Genomic DNA, 22,364 nt, shown 5'->3' on the forward strand with positions numbered 1-22,364 from the left:
CACGTGTATTCAGCTCCCGTGTGGTGGTGTGTCCGATGGCCGTGTGGGCGCCGTGGGCGGCGCGTGCCCCGGGGGTCATTCGAGTTCGTCGAGGAGGGCGAAGAGCTCCTCGTCGCTCGCCGTCTCCAGGTCCTGCTCGTCGTCGGTCTCCGCCGGGCGGCCGAGGCCCTCGGCGGTCTCGGCCGCCTTGAGGAGTTCCTTGAGCCGTGCGGTGATCAGTTCGCGCGTCTCCTGGTCCGGTGCGGCGGCGATGGCCGTCTCCAGGCCCGCGAGGGGGGCGAGGACCGGTTCGGCGGGCGAGGCCTCCTCGACGGCGAGTTCGCCGAGGAGGTGGGTGGCGAGGGCCTGCGGCGACGGGTGGTCGAAGACGAGGGTGGTGGGCAGCCGCAGTCCGGTGGCCCGGCCGAGCTGGTTGCGGAGTTCGACGGCGGTCAGGGAGTCGAAGCCGAGCTCCTGGAAGGCCCGGTCGGCCTCGATGCGGCCGGGGTCCCCGTGTCCGAGGACTCCGGCGACCTGGGCGCGTACGAGGTCGGTGAGGGCGCGTTCCCGTTCGGCGGCGCCGAGGGAGGCGAGCCGCTGGGCCAGCGGGGCCTCCTCGGAGGGACCGCCGCTCGCGGCGGTGGTGGTACGGCGCCTGGCCGGGCCGCCGAGGCCGCGCAGGACGGGCGGCAGGTCGCCGCCGCCGCGCAGGACCGCCGTGTCGAGGCGGGTGACGGCGAGGACGGCCTCGCCGGTGGCGGGTGCCGCGTCGAAGAGGGCCATCGCCTCCTGGGAGGCGAGGGGCCGCAGGCCGACGCGGGCCAGGCGGCGCAGGTCGGTCTCGTCGAGGCCGCCGGAGATGGTGCTGGCCTCGGCCCACAGGCCCCAGGCGAGGGAGAGTCCGGGCAGGCCGTGGGCGCGGCGGTGGGCGGCGAGGGCGTCGAGGAAGGTGTTGCCCGCCGCGTAGTTGGCCTGGCCCGCGGTGCCGATGAGGCCGGCCACGGAGGAGTAGACGACGAAGGCGGTGAGGTCCAGCTCCGCGGTCAGCTGGTGGAGGTGCCAGGCGGCGTCGATCTTGGGCCGCAGGACCTTGTCGAGCTGGTCGGGGGTGAGCTGGGCGGCGACGCCGTCGTCGAGGACGCCGGCGGTGTGGACGACGGCGGTCAGCGGGTGCTCCGCCGGGATGTCCGCGAGGACCCGGGCGAGGGAGTCGCGGTCGGTGACGTCGCAGGAGACGGTCTCGGCGTGGGCGCCGAGCGCCTCCAGCTCGGTGCGGAGTTCGGCGGCGCCGGGGGCGTCGGGGCCGCGGCGGCTGAGCAGCAGCAGGCGGCGGGCGCCGTGTTCGGTGACGAGGTGGCGGGCGAGGACGGCGCCGAGGGCGCCGGTCGCGCCGGTGACGAGGACGGTGCCCCGGTCCCACCGGGGCGCCGGCTGCGTCTCGGCGGCCTGGGTGGTGCGGGTGAGCCGGGGGACGGTGAGGGTGTCGCCCCGGACGGCGATCTGGGCCTCGCCGGAGGCGACGGCGAGGTCGAGGAGGCGGTCCTCGGCCGCCGTGCGGCCGGTGCCGTCGCCCTCGGTGGCCTCGGCGCCCGCCGGGTCCAGGTCGACCAGGACGATCCTGCCGGGGTTCTCCGTCTGCGCGGACCTGAGGAGGCCCCAGACCCCGGCGTGGGCCAGGTCGGTGACGTCCTCGGCGCCCGCGGCGACGGCTCCTCGGGTGGTGACGACGAGCCGGGTCTCGGAGAGCCGGTCGTCGGCGAGCCAGTCCTGCACGGCGTCGAGGACCTGGCGTACGGCGGTACGGGCCCGCTCCGGCAGGTCGGCGGCGGGGGCGCCGGCGGTGTGGCCGGTCGTCCGCAGGTGGAGGACGGCGGGTACCGCGGCGCCCGCGTCGAGCGCGGCGCCCAGGACCCGTACGCACCGCTCGCCCTCGCCGTCGGCGAGCAGCGCCCAGCCGGTGCGGGCCGGGGCCGTGCCGGTGGCGGGCAGGGCCGTCCAGCCGAGGCCGAACAGTCCGTCGCGGGCTGCGGTGCCGGCCTGGCGGAGGGCGTCCTCGGACAGCGGGCGCAGCAGGAGCGACTCCGCGGCGGCGACGGCGGCGCCCGCGCCGTCGGCGACGGTGAGGGCGACCCTCAGCGAGTCGTCGCCGGACCGGTCGAGGGAGAGCCGGACGCGCAGGACGGTCGCCCCGGTGGCGTACAGGCTCACTCCGGACCAGGAGAACGGCAGCCAGGAGGTGCCTTCGGGCGCCACGACGCCGGGGAGCAGCGGGTGCAGGGCGGCGTCGAGGAGGGCGGGGTGGAGGCCGAACCGGGGGGCGTCCTTGCGGTGGTCCTCGCCGAGGACGACCTCGGCGAAGAGTTCGTCCTCGGCCTTCCAGAGGCGGCTGAGGCCCTGGAAGGCGTTCTCGTAGCCGTATCCGGCGGAGGCGAGCCGGTCGTACACGCCGTCGAGGTCGACCTCCGCGGCTCCGGCGGGGGGCCAGGCGAGGAGTCCCTCGGGGGCGGCGGCGCCGGTGCCGAGGTGTCCCTCGGCGTGGAGGGTCCAGGGCTGGTCGGTGTCGTCCTGGTCGGGCCGGGCGTAGACGGCGAGGGCTCGGCCGCCGGTCGCGTCGGGTTCGCCGACGACGAGCTGGAGCTGGACGGCGCCCCGCTCGGGCAGGATCAGCGGCGCGGCGAGCGTCAGTTCGTGGACGACGTCGCAGTCGACCTGCTCGGCGGCGCGGAACGCGAGGTCGAGCAGGGCGGTGGCGGGCAGCAGGACCGTTCCGGCGACCGCGTGGCCGTCCAGCCAGGGGTGGGTGCGGCGGGAGACGCGGCCGGTGAGGAGGTACGCGTCCCGGTCCGCGACCCGTACCGCCGCGCTGAGCAGCGGGTGGCCGACGGCGTCGAGGCCGAAGCCCTCGGCGTCGCCGGGGGTGGCGGAGCCCTCCAGCCAGTAGCGGCCCTGGTCGAAGGAGTAGGTGGGCAGGTCGACCCGGCGGGCGCCGGGGAAGTAGGACTCCCAGTCGGGGCGGGCGCCGCGCAGGACGGCGCCGGTGAGGGCGGCGGCGGCGGTGTCGGCCTCGGGCCTGCCCGAGCGGAGCAGCGGGGCGAGGAAGCCGGCCTCGCGGGTCAGGCACTCCTGGGCCATGGCGGTGAGGACGCCGTCGGGGCCCATCTCCAGGTACTCGGTGACGCCGAGCTCTTCGAGGTGGCGGACGCCGTCGTGGAAGCGGACGGCCTCGCGGATGTGGGTGGCCCAGTAGTCGGGCGAGGTGAGCTGTTCGGTGGTGGCGAGGACACCGGTGACGTTGGAGACGACGGGGATGCGGGGGGCGTGGTAGGTCAGGCACTCGGCGACCGACCGGAACTCGTCGAGGACCTCGTCCATGTGCGGCGAGTGGAAGGCGTGACTGACCGGGAGCCGCTTGGTCTTGCGGCCGCGGGTGCGCCAGAGGGTGCTGATCTCCTCGACGAGGTCCTGGTCGCCGGAGATGACGGTGGACCGGGGGCCGTTGATGCCGGCGACGGCGACGCCCTCGTAGTCGGCGAGGGTGGACCGTACCTCTTCCTCGGAGGCCTGGAGGGCGGCCATCGCGCCGCCTTCGCGGGCCGCCTGCATGAGCCGGCCGCGTTCGGCGACGAGGGCGCACGCGTCGGCGAGGCCGAGGACTCCGGACAGGTGGGCGGCGGTGACCTCGCCGATGGAGTGTCCGAGGAGGTAGTCCGGGGTGAGGCCGTGGTGTTCGGCGAGCCGGAAGAGGGCGACCTCGGTGGCGAAGAGGGCGGCCTGGGTGAAGGCGGTCTGGTCGATGAGGGCGGAGTCGGCCGAGCCCTCGGGGGCGAAGAGGACGTCCTGGACGGGCCGGAACAGTTCGGTGTCGAGGTGCCTGCACACCTCGTCGAGGGCGCGGCGGAAGACGGGGGACGACGCGTACAGCTCGCGTCCCATGCCGAGCCGCTGGCTGCCCTGCCCGGTGAAGAGGAACGCCGTCTTGCCCCGGCGGCCGGTGGTGGCCCGTACGACCGAGGGGGTCGGCCGGTCCGCGGCGAGGTCGGCGAGTCCGTCGAGGAGAGCGGCGCGGTCGGTGCCGAGGACGGCGGCGCGGTGCTCCAGGGTGGCGCGGGTGGTGGCCAGGGTGAGGCCGACGTCGCCCGCCGTGAGCTCGGGGTGGTCGGTGAGGTGGCGGTGGAGCCGGTCGGCCTGGCGGCGCAGGGCGTTGTCGTCCTTCGCGGTCAGGATCCAGGGGATGACGACGGCGTCGGCGTCGGCTTCGGCGCTGTCGTCGGCCGGGGTGTCCGACGCGGCCGGGGCCGGGGTCTCGGCGGTGGCGGCCGGGGCCGGGGGGCCGGCCGGCGCGGTCGGCGCCGGGGTGTCGGCGGCCAGTTCCAGGACGACGTGGGCGTTGGTGCCGCTGATGCCGAAGGAGGAGACGGCGGCGCGGGCGGGGCGGCCGGTGACGGGCCACGGGGTCGCCTCGGTGAGCAGCTCCACGGCGCCCGCGTCCCAGTCGATGTGGGGGGACGGGTTCTCGGCGTGCAGGGTCTTCGGCAGGATGCCGTGCCGCATCGCCTGGATCATCTTGATGACGCCGCCGACTCCCGCGGCGGCCTGGGCGTGCCCGATGTTCGACTTGAGGGAGCCGAGGTAGAGCGGGCGGTCCTCCGGCCGGTCCTGGCCGTAGGTGGCGAGCAGCGCCTGTGCCTCGATCGGGTCGCCGAGGCTGGTGCCGGTGCCGTGCGCCTCGACCGCGTCGACGTCGGCGGGGGTGAGTCCGGCGACGGCGAGGGCCTGGCGGATGACGCGTTCCTGCGCGGGGCCGTTGGGGGCGGTCAGGCCGTTGGAGGCGCCGTCCTGGTTGACGGCGGAGCCGCGCATCACGGCGAGGACGCGGTGGCCCCTGCGGCGGGCGTCGGAGAGCTTCTCCACGAGGAGGAGGCCCACGCCCTCGGCCCAGCCGGTGCCGGAGGCGTCGGCGGAGAAGGAGCGGCAGCGGCCGTCCTCGGAGAGGCCGCGCTGCCGGGAGAACTCGACGAAGGTGCTGGGGCCCGACATGACGGTGACGCCGCCGGCGAGGGCGAGGTCGCACTCGCCCTGGCGCAGCGCGTTGGCGGCGAGGTGGAGGGCGACCAGGGAGGAGGAGCAGGCGGTGTCGACGGTGACGGCCGGGCCTTCGAGGCCGTACGTGTAGGAGAGGCGGCCGGAGACGACGCTGGAGAGGTTCCCGGCGAGCAGGAAGCCCTCGAACTCCTCGGGGCTCTTGGCGAGTCGCGAGGCGTAGTCGTCGTACATGGCGCCGGTGAAGACACCGGTGCTGGTGCCGCGCAGGACGGCCGGGTCGATGCCGGCGCTCTCGAAGGTCTCCCAGGCGGTCTCCAGGAGGAGGCGCTGCTGGGGGTCGGTGGCGATGGCCTCGCGCGGGGACATCCCGAAGAACGCCGGGTCGAACCGGTCGGCGTCGTGGAGGAAGCCGCCGTGCCGGGTGTAGGAGGTGCCGGTCTTCTCCGGGTCCGGGTGGTAGAGGGAGTCCAGGTCCCAGCCGCGGTTGTCGGGGAACTCGCTGATGGCGTCGGTGCCTTCGGCGACGAGCCGCCACAGGTCCTCGGGCGAGGAGACGCCGCCGGGGAAGCGGCAGGCCATGCCGACGATGGCGATGGGCTCGTCGGCGGACGCGGCGGACCGGCGGACGGGCGCGGTGCTCGCGGCGGGCTTGCGGCCCGCGGCCTGCTGGTGCAGGTAGGCGGCGAGGGCGGCGGGCGAGGGGTGGTCGAAGACGGCGGTGGCGGGCATCCGCAGTCCGGTGGCGGTGTTGAGCCGGTTGCGCAGTTCGACGGCGGCGAGGGAGTCGAAGCCGATGTCCTTGAAGGCGCGCTCCGGGTCGATGCCCTCGGGGCTCGCGTGGCCGAGGACGCCGGCGACGATGCCGCGGACGAGGTCGGCGGCGGCGCCCTTGCTCTCCTCCTCGGGGAGGGAGGCGACGCGGCGGGCCCATTCGGTGCCGCCGTCCGCTCCGGCGGCGGCGCCCTGGGCGGCCCGGGTGGTGGCGCGGGGCCGGATGAGGCCGCGCAGCAGGGGGGCCGGGTCGCCGGCCGCCGCGGCGCGCAGCCGGGCCAGGTCGAACAGGGCCGGTACGACGAGGGCGTCGCCGCCGGTGAGGGCGGCGTCGAACAGGGCGAGGCCGGTGTCCGGGTCGAGCGGGTCGACGCCCGCCCGGCTCCAGCGGGCGATGTCGGCCTCGCCGAGCTGGGCGCCCATGCCGTGGCTGGAGTCCCACAGGCCCCAGGCCAGTGAGGTGGCGGCGAGGCCCCGGGCCTGCCGGTGGGCGGCGAGCGCGTCGAGGTAGGTGTTGGCGGCGGCGTAGTTGGCCTGGCCGGCGGTGCCGGTGATGCCGGAGACGGAGGAGAAGAGGACGAAGGCCGTGAGGTCCAGGTCCCGGGTCTGCTCGTGCAGGTGCCAGGCGGCGTCGACCTTGGGCCGCAGGACCCTGGTCAGCTGCTCGGGGGTGAGCGAGCCGACGGTGGCGTCGTCGAGGACGCCGGCGGTGTGCACGACCGCGGTGAGCGGGTGCGCGGGGTCGACGGCCGTCAGGAGGGCGGCGACGGCGTCGGGGTCGGCGGCGTCGGCGGCGACGGTGGTCACGCTGGCGCCGAGCTCGGTGAGTTCGGCGGCGAGCCGGTCGGCTCCGGGGGTGTCGGGTCCGCGCCGGCTGGAGAGCAGCAGGTGGCGTGCGCCGTGGCCGGTGACGAGGTGGCGGGCGAGGAGGCCGCCGAGGCCGCCGGTGCCGCCGGTGATGAGGACGGTGCCGTCGGGGTCGATGCGGGGCGCGTCGGTGGGGGCCGGGGCGCGGTCGCGGGTGAGCCTCGGGACGTGGAGGCGGGTGCCGCGCAGGGCGAGCTGGGGTTCGCCGGTGGCGAGGGCGGCGGCGAGTTGTTCCTCGGCCGCGGGGGTGCCGTCGGTGTCGAGGAGGACGATCCGGTCGGGGTGCTCGCTCTGGACGGCGCGGAGCAGGCCCCAGACGGGGGCGGCGGCGAGGCCGTCGACGGCGTCGCCGGGGGTGGTGGCGACGGCGCGGGTGGTGACGAACGCGAGGCGGGTGCCCTCGAACCGCTCGTCGGCGAGCCAGGCCTGGGTGAGGGCGAGGGCGCGGGCGGCGTTCGCGTGGGCGGCGGCGGGGTCTCCGTGGGTGGCGTCGGCGTTCCCGTCGGCGTCGGTGGTGACGCGGACGAGGAGGACGTCGGTGTCGGGCTGCGCCGGGTCGGGGAGCGTGTCGGCGCCGCCGGGGAGTTCGGCGATGCGCGGCGCGGGGCCGCCCGCCGGGGTGTGGGGGGTCCAGGCGACGGTGAACAGGCCGTTCGTGGGGGCCGTGGGGGCGAGCCGGTCCTTGGCGACGGGCCGCAGCATCAGCGAGTCGACCGTGGCCACGGGGGCGCCGGTGGCGTCGGCGAGGTGCAGGCCGACGGTGTCGGTGCCGGTGCGCCGGATGCGGACGCGCAGGGTGGTGGCGCCGACGGCGTGGGTGGTGATCCCGCTCCAGGCGAACGGCAGCCGGATGGTGTCCGGGTCGGCGCCGGCGGCGGCGTCGAGGACGACCGGGTGGAGGACGGCGTCGAGGAGCGCGGGGTGGATGCCGTAGTTCGCGGCGGCCTCGTGCTGGTCGGCGGGGAGGGTGACGTCGGCGTAGGTGGTGCCGTCGTCGCCGCGCCAGAGGGCGCGCAGCCCCTGGAAGACGGGGCCGTACTCGTAGCCGAGGCCGGTGAGCCGCTCGTACGTGTCGTCCAGCGAGGCCGGTTCGGCGTGCCGCGGCGGCCAGTCGGCCAGTTCGTCGAAGGCCGGGTCGGCGGTGACGGGAGGGGTGTCGGCGAGGGCGCCGGAGACGTGCCGGGTCCAGGCGGCCGGCTCCGCGTCGGCGTCGGCGTCGGGCCGGGAGTGCACGGCGAAGGCGCGGGCGCCGGTGGCGTCGGGTGCGGAGACCGTGGCCTGGACGCGCACGGCTCCCTGCTCGGGGAGGGCGAGCGGGGCTTCGAGGGTGAGCTCGACCAGGTGCTGGGCGCCGGCCGTCCGGCCCGCCGCCGTGGCGAGTTCGATGAAGGCGGTGGCGGGGACGAGGACGGTGCCGTGGATGCGGTGGTCGGCGAGCCACGGGTGGTCGTTCAGCGACAGCCTGCTGGTGAGGACGAGGCCCTCGCGCTCGGCGAGGTCGACGGTGGTGGCAAGCAGGGGGTGGCCCGCCGGGTCGAGTCCGAGGCCGCGGGCGTCGGTGCGCGCCTCGGGCCGCAGCCAGTAGTGGCTGCGCCGGAACGCGTACGTGGGGAGCTCGACGCGCGAGGCGCCGGGGAAGAACGAGGCCAGGTCCAGCGGGGCGCCGAGGGTGTGGGCGCGGGCGAGTCCGGTGGCGAGGGTGGTGCCCTGGGGGCGGCCGGACCGCTGGAGGGCGACGGCCTGCGAGGTGTCGGCCAGGAACGAGCCGGCGGCCATGGCGGTGAGGACGGCGTCGGGGCCGACCTCGACGAAGACGGTGACGCCCTCGTCCTCCAGGGTGCGGGTGGCGTCGAGGAACCGTACGGCCTCGCGGATCTGCCGTACCCAGTAGTCGGGGGTGACGAGGTCGTCGCCGGTGGCGGGCAGGCCCGTGACGGTGGAGACGACCTGGAGGAGCGGCGCGTGGTAGGTCAGGCCCTCGGCGACGGTACGGAACTCGTCGAGGATCGTGTCCATGTGCGGCGAGTGGAAGGCGTGGCTGACCGTCAGGCGGCGGGTCTTGCGGCCGCGCTCGCGCCAGAGCGCGGCGAGCGCGTCGGCGGCGTCGGCGTCGCCGGAGACGACGACGGCGTCGGGTCCGTTGACGGCGGCGACGGCGAGCCGGCCGGCGTAGGGGGCGAGGGTCTCGGTGACCTCGTCCTCGGTGGCCTGGACGGCGAGCATCGCGCCGCCGGGGACGGCCGCCTGCATGAGGCGGCCCCGGGCGGCGACCAGGGCGGCGGCGTCCGCGAGGGAGAGGACCCCGGCGACGTGGGCGGCGGCGAGCTCTCCGATGGAGTGTCCGGCGACGGCGTCGGGGGTGAGGCCGTGGTCCTGGAGGGTGCGGTGGAGGGCGACTTCGAGGGCGAAGAGGGCGGGCTGGGTGGCGCGGGTCTCATGGAGGAGGGCGGCGGTGTCGCCGTCCGGCTCCTCGAACATCACGTCGCGCAGCGGGCGGCCGAGGTCGAGGTGCGGGTCGAGGGCGGCGGACACCTCGTCGAGGGCGGCGGCGAACGCCGGGTGCGTCTCGTACAGTTCGCGGCCCATGCCGGGGTACTGGGCGCCCTGTCCGGTGAAGAGGAACGCGGTGCGGCCCGCGCGGGCGGCGGAGCCGGTGACGAGCTGGGGGGCGTCGGCGTCCCGGCGCAGCGCGTCGAGGCCGGCGAGGAGTCCGGTCGCTCCGGTGCCGGTGACGACGGCCCGCTCGGACCAGGTGGCGCGGGTGGTGGCGAGGGAGAACCCGATGGCGGCGAGGTCGTCGGCGCCGAGCTCCTCCGTGCCGTTCTCCAGCTGGGTGTGGAGCGCTTCGGCCTGGGCGGTGAGGGCCGCGCGGTCGGGGGCGGAGAGCGCCCACAGGGTGGGGGTTCCGGGGGTGGTGGCGGTGGTCCCGGGGTCCGCGGGGGTGGTGGCGGGGCGGGGTGTCCGTTCGTCCTCGGCCTGCTCCACGATCACGTGGGCGTTGGTGCCGCTGATGCCGAACGAGGAGACGGCGGCCCGGCGGGCGCGTGCGGTGGCGGGCCAGTCGCGGGCCTCGGTGAGCAGTTCGAGGCCGCCGGCCTCCCAGTCGACGTGGGGGGTGGGCTCGGTGACGTGCAGGGTGCGCGGGAGGACGCCGTGGCGGATCGCCTGGACCATCTTGATGACGCCGCCGACACCGGCCGCGGCCTGGGCGTGCCCGATGTTCGACTTGAGCGATCCGAGGTACACCGGGGCTCGGTCGCTTCGGTCGCTGCCGTAGGTGGCGAGGATCGCGGCGGCCTCGATGGGGTCGCCGAGCCGGGTGCCGGTGCCGTGGGCCTCGACCGCGTCGACGTCGGCGGTGGTCAGGCGGGCGTCGGCGAGGGCCTGGCGGATGACCCGCTCCTGGGAGGGGCCGTTGGGGGCGGTGAGGCCGTTGGAGGCGCCGTCCTGGTTGACGGCGGAGCCGCGGATGACGGCGAGGACCTGGTGGCCGTTGCGGCGCGCGTCGGAGAGCTTCTCGACGAGGAGGAGGCCGACGCCCTCGGCCCAGGAGGTGCCGTCCGCGTCGGCGGAGAAGGACTTGCTGCGGCCGTTCGCGGCGAGGCCGCGCTGCCGGGAGAACTCCACGAACATGCCGGGGGCCGACATGATCGTCGCGCCGCCCGCGATCGCGAGGGTCGTCTCGCCGAGGCGCAGCGACCGTACGGCCATGTGCAGGGCGACGAGGGAGGACGAGCAGGCGGTGTCGACGGTGAGGGCGGGGCCGACGAGGCCCAGCTGGTAGGCGATGCGGCCGGACATGACGCTGCTGGTGGAGCCGGTGAGCAGGTGGCCCTCGACGCTCTTGGGGGCCTCGTGGAGGCGGGTGCCGTAGTCGAGGGCGGTGGCGCCGACGAAGACGCCGGTGCGGCTGCCCTTCAGGGTGTCGGGGGCGATGCCGGCGCGCTCGACGACCTCCCAGGCGGTCTCCAGGAGGAGGCGCTGCTGCGGGTCCATGGCGAGGGCCTCGCGGGGCGAGATCCCGAAGAATCCGGCGTCGAAGAGGGCGGCGTCGTGGAGGAAGCCGCCCTCGCGGACGGAGCTCTTGCCGGAGCGCTCGGGGTCCTGGTCGTACAGGTCGGCGTCCCAGCCCCGGTCGGTGGGGAAGCCGGAGATGGCGTCGCCGCCTTCGGCGACGAGCCGCCACAGGTCCTCGGGCGAGGAGATGCCGCCGGGGTAGCGGCAGGCCATGGCGACGATGGCGATCGGCTCGTCGTCCTGGAGCGGCGCGGCGAGGTACTGCTCGTCGGCGGTGGCCGCGCCGGTCAGCTCGGCTTCCAGGTACGCGGCGAGCGCGGTGGGGGTGGGGTGGTCGAAGAGGAGCCCGCCGGAGAGGCGCAGTCCGGTGGCGGTCGCGAGGCGGTCGCGGAGTTCGACGGACATCAGGGAGTCGAAGCCGAGGTCCTTGAAGGACTGCCGGGCGTCGGCGCGGCGGCCCTTGTCGTAGCCGAGGACGGCGGCGATGTGCGTGGCCGTCAGGTCGGTGACGGAGCGGGTGCGTTCGGCCGGGGAGAGCGCGGCGAGCCGGTTGCCGAGTTCGCCGCGGGGGACGGCGGCCTCGGCGGGCGCGCTCGCGGGGAGGGCCGGAAGGGCGGGGGCGGTCCGGTCGGCGGTCCCGGACTCGAGCCAGTGGTGCCGACGCTGGAAGGCGTACGTGGGCAGGGGGATCCGGCGGGCGCCGGTGCCCTCGTACAGGGCCTGCCAGTTCACGGCGACGCCCCGCGTGTACAGCGTGGCGACGGCGGAGAGGAGGGTCGCGGCCTCGTCGCGGCCCCGGCGCAGGGCGGGGACAGCGCCCTCGGCGAGCGCGGAGAGGATGCCGTCGGGGCCGATCTCCAGGTAGGAGGTGACGCCCTCGGCGGTCATCGTGTCGACGGCGTCGTCGAAGCGGACGGTGCCCCGGACCTGGTCGGCCCAGTAGTCGGCGGACCGCAGGTCGGTGCCGGTGGCGAGTCGGCCGGTGACGGTGGAGACGACGGCGGTACGGGGAGCGGTGTACGTGAGGGTGGACGCGACGGCCTTGAACTCGGCCAGCATCGGGTCCATCAGCGGCGAGTGGAAGGCGTGGCTGACCGTGAGGCGGCGGGTCCTGCCGCCCTGTTCCTCGATCTTCCGCGCCACTTCGAGGACGGCGGTCTCCTCGCCGGAGACGACGACCGAGCGGGGGCCGTTGACGGCCGCGATGGCCACCTGGCCTTCGAGGAGGGCGGTGACCTCGGTCTCGGTCGCCTCGACGGCGACCATCGCGCCGCCCCGGGGCAGCGCCTGCATCAGGGACGCGCGGGCCGTCACCAGACGGACGGCGTCTTCGAGGGAGAACACACCGGCCACGTGCGCGGCCGCGATCTCGCCGATCGAGTGGCCCGCGACGAAGTCGGGGCGGACACCCCACGACTCGACCAGGCGGAACAGGGCCACCTCGACGGCGAACAGCGCCGGCTGGGTCCAGCCCGTCTCGTCCAGGCCCTCGCCCGAGGCGATCACCTCACGCAGCGAACCGCCGAGAGCCGCGTCGAACAGATCGGCCACCTCGTCGAAAGCCGCCGCGAACACCGGGAAGGACGCGTACAACTCCTGCGCCATCCCCGCCCGCTGGGCGCCCTGACCGGTGAAGAGGAAGCCGGTACGGCCGTCCTCCACGTGTCCGGTGACGACGCCGGTGCCGGGTACGCCCTCGACGAGGGAGTCGAGGCCCGTGAGGAACGTTTCCTCACTCGGGGCCAGCACGACCGCGCGGGCGGCGAAGGCGGTGCGGGTGGTCAGCAGGGACCAGCCGATGTCGGCGGTCCGCGCCCCGCTCGCGGCGGCGAAGGCCCGCAACCTCGCGGCCTGGGCGCGGAGCGCGTCGGCGTCGCGGCCCGAGACGACCCAGGGCAGGAGGGTCTGGGCGTCCCCGGCGTGGGCGTCGGCGTCGGCCCGCGCGTCACCGGCGTCGGCCCGCGCGTCGGCGGCCGGGGCGTCGGAGGCCGGGGCGTCGGAGGGGGCGGGGGCCTCCGTGAGGACGACGTGGCAATTGGTGCCACCCATGCCGAAAGACGACACTCCCGCGACCAGCGGCCGGTCCGGGTGCGGCCAGGTGGTGAGCGCGCGCGGAACGGAGAGGCCGAGGGCGTCGAGGTCGATGGCCGGGTTCGGGGTCTCGAAGTTGAGGCTCGCCGGTATCTCGCGGTGCGTCAGGCTCAGCAGGGCCTTGAGCAGGCCGACCATGCCGGCGGCGCCCTCCAGGTGCCCGACGTTGGTCTTGGCCGAGCCGACGACCAGGGGGTCGCCCGGAGCGCGGTGGGAGCTGAAGACGTCGCCGAGGGCCGTGGCCTCGATGGGGTCGCCGACGGGGGTGCCGGTGCCGTGCAGCTCGACGTACTGAACATCGGAGGGACTGATTCCGGCCTTTTCATAGGCCTCGCGGATGACCTGGCGCTGCGCGTCCCTGCTGGGCACGGTCAGTCCGGGGGTGGCGCCGTCGTTGTTGACCGCGCTGCCGCGGATGACGCCGTAGATCCGGTCGCCGTCCGCCTCCGCCCGGGCCAGGGGCTTGAGGATGACGGCTCCGCCGCCCTCGCCCCGTACGAAACCGTTGGCGCGGGCGTCGAAGGTGTAGGCGGTGCCGTCGGGCGAGAGGCCGCCGAACCGCTCCTCGGTCACGGCGCTCTCGCCGAGGATGTTGAGGTTGATGCCCGCGGCGATCGCGGTGGTGGACTCCCCCGAGCGCAGCGACTCACAGGCCAGGTGCACGGCGACCAGCGAGGAGGACTGGGCGGCGTCGACGGTGAGGCTCGGTCCGCGCAGACCCAGGTAGTAGGAGACGCGGTTGGCGATGACACCGCGGTTGAGGCCCGTCATCGAGTGCTGGGTGAGGGCCTGCTCGCCGTACTGGTTGGCGAGGCTCGTGTAGTCGTCGCGGAGGGTGCCGACGAAGACGGCGGTACGGGAGTCGCGCAGCCGGGCGGGCACGGTCCCGGCGTCCTCCAGGGCCTCCCAGGCGAGCTCCAGCACCAGGCGCTGCTGGGGGTCCATGGCGGCGGCCTCGCGGGGCGAGATCGCGAAGAAGCCGGCGTCGAAATCGCCGATGCCGTCGAGGAATCCGCCGCGGCGGACCCCTGCCCCGGCCTGTGGTTCGGAGGTGTTCCAGCGTCCGGGTGGCGCGTCGGTGATGGCGTCGCGTCCGCTGCGCAGCAGCTGCCAGAAGTCGGCCGGACCGGGCGCCATGGGGAGTCGGCAGGACATGCCGATGACGGCGATGGCCCCCTCGTCGCCTCGCGGCGCGCGGCTCTCCACAGAAATGCGATTAGTCGTCATGGCGCTCGACTGCCCTTTCCTGACTGATATCGAAGCGGCCTGAGTATCCCGGATATGGAACCCCCGCATTCTTGACCTTAAGATCGGCCGCCCTGTTTCTTCTCAACCCCCGGTCATGCACGGGTAACCGCCCGGTTCGGACATGGGGTGGCCGGTCCGTTACTTGTCGGTGGGCGGCCGGTGAGGATCGCCCGTTACGTTCTGGACAGATCTGCGTGAAACTCCTCGAATTCCTGGGTGTCATGCCGGAAGAAAGTAGGAACGGTCTCACCATGAGTAATCTGACCAGCGATGTCGCACAGCACACCGCGCTGTACGAGGCGGCCTTCAACGCGGGCGACGCCGACGCCGTGAACGCGATGTACACCGATGAGGCCGTGGCGGTCTGGGAACCGGGCAAGCCGCTCACGGGCCAGGCCCGCAAGGACGCCGTCAAGGAGTTCCTGACCCGCTCGCCGAAGATGAGCGCCAAGCCGCGCCAGATCTTCGAGACCGGGGACACCGCGCTCCTGATCGTGGACTGGTCCATCGCCACCGTGGACGACGCGGGCATCCCCGAGCTGCTCACGGGTGTCGGCGTCGACGTGCTGCGCAAGGGCACGGACGGCCACTGGCGCTACGCCATCGACGAGCCGTACGGCGAGAAGAAGTAATCCCCGTGCCTCCGTGCCCGGCACGGAGGCACCCCCAGACCCAAGAAAGTGGTGTCGCAGACCATGAGCATTCCCGGTATCACGGTCGACTTCGATGTCGACAACCCCGATCTGACCGCCGACGCGGATACTCAGAACGAGATCTTCATCCAGCTCTTCAATTCCGGTGACGGAGCCCTGTTCGATCTCCTCTACCGCGACGACGCGATATCGAACTTCTCGGGCTCCCCGCTCACCGGGGCGGAGCGCCTGGCGTTCTTCAAGGAGTTCCTCGCGCCGAAGCCGTTCCTCAAGGCGGAGATCACGCACGCGTACGTGGCCGGCGACGTGGCCCTGATCGGCGTGCAGTTCAGCGTCGACAGCACGGGTCCCGACGGCGAGCCCGTCCGTATCGAGGGCAACTGCACCGACGTGCTGCGTCGGGGCGACGACGGCCGCTGGCTCATGGCCATCGACCGTCCGGTCGCCGGCACCCTGCTCCCGGAGTAGGTCCCCCTTCTCCTGGCCTGCCCGATCCTTCCCCCCGCTCGGGCAGGCCAGGCTCCGGATTCCGGGCCGTCGGTCGGGTGGCCCTTTCAAGACGACTTCGATCAGGGCCGATAGGAAACCGCTGTCGCGGTTCATTACGCTGGACGTTCTTGAGGGGCCGTCAGCAGCGCCCCCAGGCATCCACGGAGTGCACATGGCTAAACAGGAACGCGCTGTCCGTACACGAGCGACGGTGCTCCGGTCCGCGGCGGAGATCTTCGACACGGACGGTTTCGTGGCGGCCTCCCTCTCCTCCATCTCGCACCGGGCCGGAGTGAGCAGTGGTGCCCTGCACTTCCACTTCGCCAACAAGGGTGCGCTCGCGGAGGCCATCGAGAAGGCGGCCGAGCAGCGGCTGTGGCGCATCACGGGACCCGCGCCGGACTGGTCCGACGACCGTGGGCCCGAGGAGGACGTCGATCTGATCCAGAACCTGGTCGACACCTCCCACCAGCTCTTCGACGGACTGAACAGCGATGTCATCCTGCGCGCCGGCTTCACGCTCGGCTGCGAACCGTCGTGGGCGAGCCTGGTGGACCTGCACGGTCAGTGGCGGGACTGGATCGGCGACACGCTGCGGCACGCGGCCAAGCTCGGCGCGCTCGCCGACGGGACCGAGCCGGAGGACGTCGTCACCGTCGTCGCCGCCTCCACCGTCGGCTTCGAGGCCCTGGGCCGCAAGGACCCCAGCTGGCTCTCGCGGCAACGGCTCGGTCAGTTCTGGCAGTTCATGCTCCCCCGTCTGGTACCACCGGGTACCGGCCCGCAGAAAGGGACGTAGTGGATAGCACGTGGTTCAGGCGCTTCGGAGCGGCTCGTGAGGATGCCGTGCGGTTGGTGTGCTTCCCGCACGCGGGAGGCGCGGCCAGCGCGTTCGTCCCTCTTTCGCGGGCGCTCGGCGGGCGGCTCGACGTGCTGGCCGTCCAGTACCCGGGCCGGCAGGACCGGCGGCGGGAGGAGCCGTACCGCAGCATCACCGCGCACGCCGACGCCCTCGCCGAGGCCCTGGCGCCGCTGACGGACGACGGCCCCTACGCCCTGTTCGGGCACAGCATGGGGGCGGTCCTCGCGTACGAGACGGCCCGTCGTCTGGTCGCCGCCGGGCGGCCGGGGCCCTGCCGGGTGTTCCTCTCGGGTCGCGGCGCGCCGTCGCCGCTGCCCAGCGCGCACGACCGGCTCGGCAGCGACATGGAGATCCTGAGGGCGGTGCGCGGTCTGGGCGGGACCGGACACGCGGTGCTCGACGACCCCGAGCTGCTCGCCATGGTGATGCCGGCGCTCCGCGCGGACTACGGCGCGCTCTCCACGTACCACTGGAACGGCGGCGCCCCGCTGGCCGCGCCCGTCACGGTGCTGATCGGCGACGCGGACCCGGTGGTGGCCGTCGACGAGGCCGCGGCCTGGCACGACCACACCTCCGGCGACTTCGACCTGCGTATCCTGCCCGGCGGCCACTTCTACCTGGACGACCGCATCGAGGAGGTCCGCGACATCATCACGACCGGACTGCTCGTCGCGGGCCGTACGGCGTGATCGGGCGTGTTACCGCCACCGCCTGAAGGCCTCCCTCCCGAGCGCCCCGCCTCCGGTGTCCTGTCTCCTGGGGACCGTGCTTCCGGTGTCCTGTCTCCCGGGGACCGTCCCTCCGCCGGCAGTCTGCTGGCCGTCAGCGACCTCCATGTGCGGTACGAGGAGAACCGGGCGGTCGTCGAGGCGCTGCGGCCCACCTCGGACGAGGACTGGCTGATCGTCGCGGGCGACGTCGGGGAACACATGGCGGACATCGAGTGGGCGCTGTCCACACTCGCCCGCCGGTTCCGGAAGGTCGTGTGGGCCCCCGGCAACCACGAACTGTGGACCCCTCCGGACGACCCGGTGCAGGCGCGCGGCGCCGCCCGCTACGAGGCCCTGGTCCACCTCTGCCGGAGCCTGGACGTGACCACGCCCGAGGATCCGTACCCGGTGTGGCGCGGGACGGGCGGTCCCGTCGCGGTCGTGCCGCTCTTCCTCCTGTACGACTACAGCTTCCGGCGGCCCGGTGTCCGTACCGCCGAGGAGGCGCTGCGGCTCGCGGAGGAAGCGGGGGTCGTCGCGACCGACGAGATCCTGCTCCACCCCGATCCGTACGCCAGCGTCGCGGACTGGTGCCGGGCCCGGCTCGCGCGGACCGCCGAGCGCCTGGACGCGCTCCCCGCCGACCTGCCCACCGTCCTCGTCAACCACTTCCCGCTGGTGCGCGAGCCCACGGACGTGCTGCGCTTCCCCGACTTCGCCCTGTGGTGCGGGACGGAGGCCACCGAAGAGTGGCCCGTCCGCTACCGTGCGGCCGCCGTCGTCTACGGGCACCTCCACATCCCCCGGCTGATACGGCGGGAGGGGGTGCCGCACTACGAGGTGTCCCTCGGCTATCCGCGCGAGTGGCGCCGCCGGGCGGACCCCGGCCACGCCCCGCGCCCCCTGCCGGCCTTCTCGGCACCGGCCCCGGGCGGAGGCCGGCCGTGATCTCCTCGCTGCTGCCCGGCCCGGTCGTCACCGCCGAGCTGTTCCACGACCCTCCCGGGCACCTCGGTCTCTTCCCCGAGGAGGAGCGGGTGGTGGCGGGGGCCGTCGCCGGGCGCCGCAGGGAGTTCGCCTCGGTGCGGGCCTGCGCCCGGCAGGCGCTCGGCCACCTCGGACTGCCGCCCTCGCCGCTCCTTCCCGGTACGCGCGGGGCGCCCCGGTGGCCGGAGGGCGTCGTGGGCAGCATGACGCACTGTCAGGGCTACCGTGCGGCGGCCGTGGCCCGGGGCACGGATCTGCTGGCGATCGGCTGCGACGCGGAACCGAACGCGCCGCTGCCCTCGCCGGGGATGCTCGAACTGATCGCGCTCCCCCAGGAGCGGGTCTGGCTGCGCGAGTTCACCGCGCGGCGGCCGGCCGTCTCCTGGGACCGGCTGCTGTTCAGCGCCAAGGAGAGCGTCTACAAGACCTGGTTCCCCCTGACCGGGCTCCCGCTGGACTTCGACGAGGCCGTGATCACACCCGATCCGGTGGCGGGCACCTTCCGCGCCGAACTCCTGGTGCCGGGACCGGTGGTGGACGGGGTACGGATCACCGCCTTCGACGGGCGGTGGTGCGCGGGCAACGGGCTGGTGGTGACCGCCATCGGGCTGCGGCGCGTGGGGGCCGTCTCCGTGACGCCCGCGGTACCCGCTGCCGCGGCGTCCCCGGAGTCCGTCTCCGTGACGCCGGCGGGGGTCGGTCCGCGCCGCGTCCGTTCCCGCGGCGTCCACGACGTACGGCCGGACCCCGCCCGCGGGCGGGGCCGTTCCATCCGACGACCGGAGGACATGATGCGCGACGACACGTACGACGCCGACCTCAGCCACGCCTTCCCCAAGGGCCTGGCGCACGTCCTGCGCTACCCGCCGCTCCAGCTCGCCGGTACGGACGACGAGCCCGGCGAACCCCACATCGTGCGGGGCATGGACTGACGTGCCGCTCCCCGGACGGCCGGTGCGTTCCGTACCGGCCGTCCGGGGAGCGTCCTGCGTCAGGCCTCGGCGGCCGTCCCGGTGAGACCCGCCCCGTCGTGGGTGCGGAAGAGCTGCGCGGCGCCCCGCAGGCCCAGCTCCAGCTGGTCGATCTCGGCGTCGGTCAGGTACAGCGAGGGCTCGAACCGGAGCGTGTTCACGGCGCTCGCCGTCGGGAACGTCCGGATGCGGTGCTCGCGCATCAGGTACCCCGCGACGGTGTAGCCGAGGAGCGGCGCGCTCTCGCGGATGGCCTCGGAGCCGGAGCCGGACTGGTCGTGGAACTCCAGGCCGAGCATGAGGCCCCGGCCGCGCACGTCCTTCACCACGTCGGGGAAGTCGGCGCGCACCGCCTCCAGCGTCGCGAGCAGCTTCTCGCCGCGCTCGCGCACCGTGCGGTACGCGGCGCCGTCGTCGGCTTCGAGGATCTCCAGGACCTTCTTCGAGAGGTAGCAGGAGAAGGCGTCCTTCGCGAAGGTCGAGCTGTGCACGAGCTCGAACTCGGAGCGGTAGCGGGACTGGCGGGTGAGCATGACGGACGTCTTCGCTATTCCGCCGCCGAGGCTCTTGGCGAGCGCGTAGTAGTCGCCGCGCAGGCCCAGCGCCGCACTCGCCAGGAAATCGCCGCTCCGGCCCATTCCGCTCTGCACCTCGTCGACGACGACCGGGCAGTCGACCTCGGCGCAGGCCCGCTGGATCTCCTGGGCGAATTCCTCGGAGAGGACGCGGATGCCGCCCTCACCCTGGATGGGCTCCAGGACGAAGGCGCAGAACACCGGGGAGTTCCGCTCGGTCAGCGACACCGTGCCGCCCTCGACGACCAGGTCGAGCACGGTCGCCCGCTCGCTCTCGATGACGGCCTTGAGGGCCTGCGTGTTCTCGGCGGGGATGAACCGGGCGGGGTTCGCCAGCGCGGCGAAGGGGGTCCGGTAGCCCTCGTTGTGGGTGAGCTGGACGCTGCCGACCAGCTTGCCGTGGAAGCCGCCCTCCAGGGTCAGGAGCACCGGCGGCCTGCCGGTCTGCTCGGCGTTGTGCCGGACGACCGCGGCGGCCAGCTCCTCGAAGCCGGCCGCTCCGTCCCCCGGTTCCACACCGGCGAGCCGGTACGCCTCCGCCGCGACGACCGCCCCTTCCGCGACCGCCGTACGGGCGGCGGCGAGGTGCGCGTCGAGCTGCTCGCGGAGCTCGGCGAGCCGGAGCCCGCGGTCGAGCTCGGCGTGCTTGACGGCCGCCTCCACCGCCTCCGCTCCGGTGTTGGCGAAGATGGCGGAGTAGTTCTCCTCCGTGCCCAGCTCGCGCTGGAGGATCCGGTTGAGCGCGACGGCGACGTCGTTCGCGTACGGGTGGCGGGAGAACTGCGCGTGCACCGGCGTCTGCGACGCGAGGAGCTGCTGCGCGTACGCCGTGATCTCCGGATGGTTGTGCCCCAGGATCAGGGAACCGTACCCGCCCGCGAAATCGAGTACGGGAATCTCCTCGCCGGCCGCACCGAGGTAATACAGAGTATTTCCTTCGGCCCGTACGTAATCGACGTCGAGACCGAGCGAGGCCAGCCAACCGAGAAGATACGGTTCAGCGAGCTGCGGGTCAGCAGAGACGTTATTCATGTCACCCCTTATTGACGGTGCCCTGACCGAAACGCCCAGATCCTAACCACGGAGCGCTCATCCCCCCGTGAACGGGTGCTCACGGAACGGTAATCCGGCACTCCCCCGCGCCCGGCTGACCGGACAGTTACTCGACGGTTCCACGCCCCCGGGAATCCCCTCGTACATTCCTCCCCATGGATTACATGAAAGGCGCGGCATGAATTCCGTATCCACTGGCGTCGCCGTTTCCCGGGGACCCGCGACGCATCCCGCCCCCCTGCGGGAGGTCATGTCCCTGTTCGCGACCGGTGTCACCGTGCTGTCCGTCGGCGGTGAGAACATCCACGGCATGACGGCGAACGCCTTCACGTCGGTCTCCCTCGACCCCCCGTCCGTCCTGTGCTCCATCGCGCACAGCGCGGTCATGTTCAAGGCGATCACCTCCGGCGGGCACTTCGGTGTCTCGATCATGGAGGCCGGCCAGGAGGGTCTGGCCCGTTTCTTCGCCGACAAGAAGCGCCCCCTGGGGCCCAGCCAGTTCACCGGCGTCGACTGGGTCCCCGGGCCCGCCACCGGAGCCCCCCTCCTGAACGGGGCGCTGGCCTGGCTGGAGTGCGAGGTCTCCGAGGCCCACCACATAGGCGACCACACCGTGTTCATCGGTGACGTCGTCGGTTCGAGCCGTGGTGACGGCGCGGACGGGCTGCTGTTCTTCGGCGGCGCGTTCCACCGCGCGGACGCCCCCTCCCGATGACCGCCGAGGTCGCGGTCGGCGGCTGGGAGTCCGTCATCGGTCCCGGTTTCGCCGAGGCGCTGCAGCAGGGACTCGTGCGGGTGGCGCGCCAGGCGTCCGCGGGACCTTCCGGGCCGCACGTCGCACGGCAGCTCGCGCCCCGGAAGCCGGCGCGGGCCGCCGAGGGGCCGGGTACGGAGTGCCTGGACGCGGTGCTGCGCCGGTTCGAGTCCGCGCTCCCGGCCACGCTGAACAAGGCCGTCCGCTGGGACAGTTCGGTGCGGCAGGCCCTGAACGAGCGGGCCCGTGCCGTCCTGTCCGCCGCCTTCGACGCCGAGCCCACGGCCGACACGGGGGTGCACCCCGGCCCGCCGGTGAGACTGGCACCCCACCACAATGCCGCCGCCGCGGTTCTGCTCATGGAGTGCGCCATGTTGCAGATGATGGAGACGGGCCGCCTCGACGAGGGATCTGTGCGGGTCCTCGGCGAGGCGGCCCGACGGGCCGGCGAGAGCGGGCACCCGGCGGACCAGTCGGAGTGCTGCTGGCAGGAACAGCGCCGGATCTCCCGCGAGCTGCACGACGACGTCGCCGACGGCGTCACCGCGGCCCGGGAGGCGCTGGAGGCCCTGGAGGAGTACGACGGAGTGCTCCTCGACCCCGTCACCGCCGACCGGGTCGCGGCCGCCCGGGACGCCCTGCGCGCCACGGACACCCGGCTGCGGGACCTGGTCGGCGGAGTGCGGGAGCGGTCGGTCGTCCCGCCGCTCGACGTGGCGCTGCGCGAGTTCGTGGTCGGCGCCGCGCCGGACGGACTCCAGGTCACCGTGAAGGTGACGGGCGACGAGGGCCTCCTGCCCGACGTACGGCGCCGGGACCTGTACCTGACGGTCCGGGAGGCGCTGCGCAACAGCTTCGCGCACTCCAAGGCCGGACGGGTGAAGGTCTCGGTGCGTTCCACCCGCTGGTGGGCGTACGCGAGCGTCGAGGACGACGGTCGCGGGTTCGACGTCGAGCGGGTCCTGCGACCCGGCCACTCCCATCAGGGCTTCCGCTCCATGGCGGAGCGGATGGAGGACGCCGGTGGCAGGCTGACCGTCAGCAGTTCACAGGGACACGGGACCCAGGTGGAGGCGCATCTGCCGCTTCAACCGCACCGACATGGGACACGGATGGGACCCTCCCTTATATGAGTCCCGGATGCGGGAGCCGAAGTCGTCTCCCGTTCGGATACGTCGTGAGACAGGTATGAGGAGCCGTCGTGCGCAAGGTGCTCATCGCCAACCGTGGCGAAATCGCTGTCCGTGTGGCCCGGGCGTGCCGGGACGCGGGTATCGGCAGCGTGGCCGTGTAC

At 73.9% G+C, this 22,364-nt stretch carries 10 protein-coding genes and 1 pseudogene; 9 read left to right on the forward strand and 2 right to left on the reverse strand.

Annotated features, from left to right (window positions below; genetic code table 11):
• Positions 1–75: 75 nt before the first annotated feature.
• A complete protein-coding gene (locus ABT129_RS34970; RefSeq protein ID WP_351909735.1) occupies positions 76–13,995 on the reverse strand; it encodes a type I polyketide synthase in 13,920 nt (4,639 codons plus the stop codon).
• A gap of 272 nt (positions 13,996–14,267) precedes the next feature.
• On the opposite strand from ABT129_RS34970, the gene ABT129_RS34975 reads away from it, so the two are divergent.
• The 6 genes and pseudogenes from ABT129_RS34975 to ABT129_RS35000 form a co-directional block, all read left to right on the forward strand.
• Positions 14,268–14,648 carry a YybH family protein gene (locus ABT129_RS34975; RefSeq protein WP_351909737.1) on the forward strand — a complete coding sequence of 127 codons (381 nt, stop codon included), beginning with the start codon at positions 14,268–14,270 and terminating at the stop codon, positions 14,646–14,648.
• A gap of 63 nt (positions 14,649–14,711) precedes the next feature.
• The gene (locus ABT129_RS34980) at positions 14,712–15,137 is read left to right on the forward strand and encodes a YybH family protein (protein ID WP_351909739.1); all 426 of its coding nucleotides are present in this window, start codon (positions 14,712–14,714) and stop codon (positions 15,135–15,137) included.
• 232 nt (positions 15,138–15,369) lie between these two features.
• A complete protein-coding gene (locus tag ABT129_RS34985) occupies positions 15,370–15,957 on the forward strand; it encodes a TetR family transcriptional regulator (RefSeq protein WP_502982006.1) in 588 nt (195 codons plus the stop codon).
• A gap of 56 nt (positions 15,958–16,013) precedes the next feature.
• Positions 16,014–16,709: a thioesterase II family protein gene (locus ABT129_RS34990; RefSeq protein WP_351909743.1), complete on the forward strand. Its 696-nt coding sequence runs from the start codon at positions 16,014–16,016 to the stop codon at positions 16,707–16,709.
• A 60-nt stretch (positions 16,710–16,769) separates the two neighbouring features.
• The gene (locus ABT129_RS34995; protein ID WP_502982007.1) at positions 16,770–17,678 is read left to right on the forward strand and encodes a metallophosphoesterase family protein; all 909 of its coding nucleotides are present in this window, start codon (positions 16,770–16,772) and stop codon (positions 17,676–17,678) included.
• Positions 17,675–18,334, forward strand: a pseudogene (locus ABT129_RS35000) (4'-phosphopantetheinyl transferase family protein); the annotation flags it as partial. The gene ABT129_RS34995 and the pseudogene ABT129_RS35000, both read left to right, overlap by 4 nt.
• 374 nt (positions 18,335–18,708) lie before the next feature.
• Here the strand turns inward: ABT129_RS35000 and ABT129_RS35005 are convergent.
• A complete protein-coding gene (locus ABT129_RS35005; protein WP_351909745.1) occupies positions 18,709–20,295 on the reverse strand; it encodes an aspartate aminotransferase family protein in 1,587 nt (528 codons plus the stop codon).
• Between the two features lie 271 nt (positions 20,296–20,566).
• Here ABT129_RS35005 and ABT129_RS35010 point away from each other — a divergent pair, with 271 nt between their 5' ends.
• The 3 genes from ABT129_RS35010 to ABT129_RS35020 form a co-directional block, all read left to right on the forward strand.
• Positions 20,567–21,031, forward strand: coding sequence for a flavin reductase family protein (locus ABT129_RS35010; RefSeq protein ID WP_351909747.1), 465 nt, complete (start codon positions 20,567–20,569; stop codon positions 21,029–21,031).
• The gene (locus tag ABT129_RS35015; protein ID WP_351909748.1) at positions 21,028–22,203 is read left to right on the forward strand and encodes a sensor histidine kinase; all 1,176 of its coding nucleotides are present in this window, start codon (positions 21,028–21,030) and stop codon (positions 22,201–22,203) included. The genes ABT129_RS35010 and ABT129_RS35015 overlap by 4 nt, the downstream gene beginning before the upstream one ends.
• Positions 22,204–22,271: 68 nt before the next feature.
• Positions 22,272–22,364, forward strand: a 93-nt coding sequence (locus ABT129_RS35020) for a biotin carboxylase N-terminal domain-containing protein (protein WP_351219746.1), incomplete at its 3' end; no start/stop codon positions are given.

Source organism: Streptomyces sp. NPDC002057, assembly GCF_040296665.1.
Classification (GTDB): domain Bacteria; phylum Actinomycetota; class Actinomycetes; order Streptomycetales; family Streptomycetaceae; genus Streptomyces.

What these genes read in the sequence shown, in the direction of transcription:
- ABT129_RS34980 (WP_351909739.1), top strand. Translation starts at nt 14,712, where the DNA reads ATGAGCATTCCCGGTATCACGGTCGACTTCGATGTCGACAACCCCGAT.
- ABT129_RS35015 (WP_351909748.1), top strand. Translation starts at nt 21,028, where the DNA reads ATGACCGCCGAGGTCGCGGTCGGCGGCTGGGAGTCCGTCATCGGTCCC.
- ABT129_RS35010 (WP_351909747.1), top strand. Translation starts at nt 20,567, where the DNA reads ATGTCCCTGTTCGCGACCGGTGTCACCGTGCTGTCCGTCGGCGGTGAG.
- ABT129_RS34975 (WP_351909737.1), top strand. Translation starts at nt 14,268, where the DNA reads ATGAGTAATCTGACCAGCGATGTCGCACAGCACACCGCGCTGTACGAG.
- ABT129_RS34970 (WP_351909735.1), bottom strand. Translation starts at nt 13,995, where the DNA reads ATGACGACTAATCGCATTTCTGTGGAGAGCCGCGCGCCGCGAGGCGAC.
- ABT129_RS35005 (WP_351909745.1), bottom strand. Translation starts at nt 20,295, where the DNA reads ATGAATAACGTCTCTGCTGACCCGCAGCTCGCTGAACCGTATCTTCTC.